This window comes from Roseiarcus sp., assembly GCF_049514155.1.
Classification (GTDB): Bacteria; Pseudomonadota; Alphaproteobacteria; order Rhizobiales; family Beijerinckiaceae; genus Roseiarcus.
Genome location: NZ_JBEKVH010000254.1, coordinates 1 through 3,750 on the forward strand (window position 1 = coordinate 1; position 3,750 = coordinate 3,750).

General features: G+C 68.5%; 6 protein-coding genes. 5 read left to right on the top strand and 1 reads right to left on the bottom strand.

What is annotated here, in order from left to right:
* Positions 1-321: cytidylyltransferase domain-containing protein (locus ABSF49_RS20960; protein ID WP_424114572.1), on the top strand; the 321-nt coding region annotated here is incomplete at its 5' end.
* Positions 318-1,175: a prephenate dehydratase gene (locus ABSF49_RS20965; RefSeq protein WP_424114573.1), complete on the top strand. Its 858-nt coding sequence runs from the start codon at positions 318-320 to the stop codon at positions 1,173-1,175. The genes ABSF49_RS20960 and ABSF49_RS20965, both read left to right, overlap by 4 nt.
* Positions 1,176-1,659: 484 nt before the next feature.
* Here ABSF49_RS20965 and upp read toward each other — a convergent pair whose 3' ends face one another.
* A complete protein-coding gene (gene upp, locus ABSF49_RS20970; RefSeq protein WP_424114574.1) occupies positions 1,660-2,289 on the bottom strand; it encodes a uracil phosphoribosyltransferase in 630 nt (209 codons plus the stop codon).
* A gap of 155 nt (positions 2,290-2,444) precedes the next feature.
* On the opposite strand from upp, the gene pgsA reads away from it, so the two are divergent.
* The 3 genes from pgsA to ABSF49_RS20985 form a co-directional block, all read left to right on the top strand.
* Complete coding sequence (gene pgsA / locus ABSF49_RS20975; protein ID WP_424114575.1) at positions 2,445-3,038, top strand: CDP-diacylglycerol--glycerol-3-phosphate 3-phosphatidyltransferase; 594 nt, start codon at positions 2,445-2,447, stop codon at positions 3,036-3,038.
* 6 nt (positions 3,039-3,044) lie between these two features.
* Positions 3,045-3,296 carry a molybdopterin converting factor subunit 1 gene (moaD, locus tag ABSF49_RS20980; protein ID WP_424114576.1) on the top strand — a complete coding sequence of 84 codons (252 nt, stop codon included), beginning with the start codon at positions 3,045-3,047 and terminating at the stop codon, positions 3,294-3,296.
* 2 nt (positions 3,297-3,298) lie between these two features.
* Positions 3,299-3,750, top strand: a 452-nt coding sequence (locus ABSF49_RS20985) for a molybdenum cofactor biosynthesis protein MoaE (RefSeq protein WP_424114577.1), incomplete at its 3' end; no start/stop codon positions are given.

The window sequence follows — 3,750 nt, forward strand, 5'->3', positions numbered from 1 at the left end:
AACGTCGTCAAGGTCGTGGGAAGCGAAGCGGCGCCCGGCCGGCTGCGCGCGCTCTATTTCACCCGCGCCCGCGCGCCGTGGGGCGAAGGGCCGCTGCTGCACCATATCGGTCTCTACGCCTATCGCCGCGCCGCGCTCGCGCGCTTCGTCGCCCTGCCGCCCTCGCCGCTCGAGCGGCGGGAGCGGCTCGAACAATTGCGGGCGCTCGAGGCGGGCATGCGCATTGATGTCGCGCTGGTCGACGTCGCCCCGCTCGGCGTCGACACGCCCGAAGACTTGCGTCGCGCCCGCGAAATGCTGGCGCCGAAAGGAACGACATGACCGCCAAAACCATCGCCTATCAGGGCGAACCGGGCGCGAATTCGCACATCGCCTGTCTCGACGACTATCCCGATCATCAGCCGCTCGCCTGCGCGACGTTCGAGGATGCGTTCGTGGCGCTCCAGGATGGCGACGCCGATCTGGCGATGATCCCGATCGAGAACTCGATCGCCGGCCGGGTCGCCGACATCCATGCGCTGCTGCCGGCCTCCGGCCTGCACATCGTCGCCGAGACCTTCCTGCCGATCCGGTTCCAGTTGCTCGCCGCGCCGGGCGCGACGCTCGAAAGCCTGCGCACCGTCCACAGCCACGTCCATGCGCTCGGCCAGTGCCGCAAGATCATCCGCAGACTCGGCCTGACCCCGGTCGTTTCGAGCGACACCGCCGGCTCGGCGCGCGAAGTGGCGGAAGCGCGCGACGCCACCCGCGCTTCGCTCGCCACCAAGCTCGCTGGCGAAATCTACGGCCTGACGACGCTCGCCGCCGACGTCGAGGACGAGGCCCACAACACGACGCGCTTCGTCGTGCTGTCGAAGACGCCCCATTGGGCTGCCCCGCACAATGGGCCGGTGGTGACGACTTTTGTCTTTCGCGTGCGCAACGTTCCGGCGGCGCTCTACAAGGCGCTCGGCGGCTTCGCCACCAACGGCGTCAACATGACCAAGCTCGAAAGCTACATGATCGACGGCGAATTCACCGCGACGCAGTTCCTCGCCGACGTCGACGGCCACCCGGAAGATCCGCCGCTCAAGCGCGCGCTGGAGGAGCTCGACTTCTTCTCGCGCGAGGTTCGCCTGCTCGGCGTCTATCCCGCCCACCCGTTCCGCGTCGCGACGCAGCAGCAGGCCGAGTAGAGAGCGGCGCGCACTTGTAGCCGCGGTCGCCGACCGAGGGCGCACACACATCTTTGATGGCCGGTGGCCACATCAGCCCGCCGCCGTCAAGCCGCTTCGCGGCTGCTCTGCTGCGCTCCGCCCGCTTCGCGGTGACTGCGCCGTTCCGATGTGGCGCTGTGCATCCATGGTTTCTGCTGAGCGAAGCCGGCCCGCTGGGCCGCTTCACTCAGCAGAAACCATGGAAGCCAAGAGCCTGAGCCGCGCGCAACGGTCAAGGCTCGCGCGTGAGCGCGCGACCCGCGAAAGCGGGCTTGTCCTTGACGGCGAGCACGGATCAGGCATTTCGGATCTCGAAGATCGAGATCCAAGATCTGCGACTCCCTTCCGTCGCCGAGCGCGGCTCTTTCCGCCGCTGCGAGCCAGCAGCAAGCGAGACGCTAAACGTCCGACGCGCTCGACGAGCGCGTCAACAAGGGCGCTCTACGAGCGCCAGGTCGCCCCCTCACTTCGTCCCGAACATCCTGTCGCCGGCGTCGCCGAGGCCGGGGACGATGTAGCCGTGGTCGTTGAGCCGCTCGTCGATCGCCGCCGTCCAGATTTCGACGTCGGGGTGGGCCGCGGTCAGGTGTTTGATGCCTTCGGGCGCAGCGAGCAGGCAGACGAAGCGCAAGTCCTTGACGCCGCGCTCTTTCAGCCGAGAGATCGCCGCCACCGCCGAATTGGCGGTCGCCAGCATCGGGTCCATGACGATCACCAGCCGGTCGGCGATGTCGGCGGGCGCCTTGAAGTAATATTCCACCGCCTCCAGCGTCTTGGGGTCGCGGTAGAGGCCGATATGGGCGACGCGGGCGCTCGGCACGAGATTGAGCATGCCGTCGAGGAAGCCCATGCCGGCGCGCAGGATCGGCGCGAAGACGAGCTTCTTGCCGGCGATCGTCGGCTTTAAGGTCTTGGCCAGCGGCGTCTCGACTTCGACCAGCTCGAGCGGCAGGCTGCGCGTCACTTCGTAGCACAGCAGCATGCCGATCTCGTTCATCAGCTGGCGGAAGCCCTTGGTCGAGACCGTCTTGTCGCGCATCAGGGTCAGCTTGTGCTGCACCAGCGGGTGATCGACGACATTGACGGTGGACATGACGACGCTCCGGACTTCGACGAACCGCACGGGAACTTAGCCCAAAGCGAGTGGCGGCTTGTCGTCGCGCCGCCGCTCATCCCCAGATATTCGCGTCCCCGCGGCCGCCGCGATCTATTGACGCGGGCCGGGCTTCGCTGTCTGCTGGCGAGCCGATGGCCAATTCTCCCGCCCGCGCCGCAAATCGCAACTGGAACCTGCCCAACCTGCTGACCTACGGCCGCGTCGTCGCCGTGCCGCTGGTCGTCGCTTTCCTGTTCTGGCCGGCCGACCCCTGGGCGCGCTGGAGCGCGCTGGCGATCTTCGCCGCGGCGGCGATCACCGACTTCTTCGACGGCTATCTCGCGCGCGCCTGGTCGCAGCAGTCCTCGCTCGGCCGCATGCTCGACCCGATCGCCGACAAGCTGCTGGTCGCCGCGGTGTTGCTGGCGCTTGCCGCCGACCGCACCATCGCCGGCCCGTCGTTGTGGGCGGCGATCGTCATTCTTTGCCGCGAGATCCTCGTCTCGGGCTTACGCGAATATCTCGCCGAACTCAGGGTGCCGGTGCCGGTGACCGCGGTCGCCAAGTGGAAGACCGGCGTGCAGATGGTGGCGCTCGGCTTCCTCATCGCCGGGCCGGCCGGCGACGCCGTCCTCCCCTATGCGACGGAGATCGGCGTCGGCCTGCTTTGGGTCGCCGCCATCCTGACGTTCTACACCGGTTGGGATTATATGAGGGCGAGCTACGACCACGTCGGGGACGCGTAAGGCGCGATGAAAGCCGTCTATTTCGCCTGGGTGCGCGAACGCATCGGCAAGAACGAGGAAGAGATCGCGCCGCCGGCCGAGGTGGCGACGGTCGGCGAGCTTGTCGCCTGGCTCGCCGGGCGCGGCGAGAATTACGCCTACGCCTTCGACAAGCCGCAAGTGATCCGCGTCGCGATCGACCGCGCTCATGTCGCGCGCGACGCGCGGATCGCCGGGGCGAAGGAAATCGCCTTCTTCCCGCCGATGACTGGCGGCTGAGCATGGGCGCCGTGCGCGTTCAGGCCGAGGATTTCGACGCTGCGGCGGAAGGCCGCGCGCTGACCGCCGGGCGGCGCGACGTCGGCGCGCTGGCGTGCTTCGTCGGCCTGTGTCGCGACGAGGGCGGACGCCTCGCGGCGCTCGAGCTCGAGCATTATCCCGGCATGGCCGAGGCTGAGATCGCGCGCGTCGTCGCCGAGGCGGAGGCGCGCTGGCCGCTGATGGGCGTCACCGTCGTCCACCGCTTCGGCAGGCTCAAGCCGGGCGACCAGATCGTCTATGTCGGCGTCGCGGCGGGCCATCGCGGCGAAGCGTTCGCCGCGGCGGAAATGCTGATGGATTTCCTCAAGACCCGCGCGCCGTTCTGGAAGCGCGCGACCCGCGTCGACGGCGTGGTTGAGGGCTGGGTCGAGGCCAAGGCCGACGACGACGCGCAGGCCAAGCGGTGGGGAGG

Bases quoted from the DNA above. Each gene is read 5' to 3' on its own strand.
- ABSF49_RS20965 (WP_424114573.1), top strand. From the start codon at position 318: ATGACCGCCAAAACCATCGCCTATCAGGGCGAACCGGGCGCGAATTCG.
- upp (WP_424114574.1), bottom strand. From the start codon at position 2,289: ATGTCCACCGTCAATGTCGTCGATCACCCGCTGGTGCAGCACAAGCTG.
- pgsA (WP_424114575.1), top strand. From the start codon at position 2,445: ATGGCCAATTCTCCCGCCCGCGCCGCAAATCGCAACTGGAACCTGCCC.
- moaD (WP_424114576.1), top strand. From the start codon at position 3,045: ATGAAAGCCGTCTATTTCGCCTGGGTGCGCGAACGCATCGGCAAGAAC.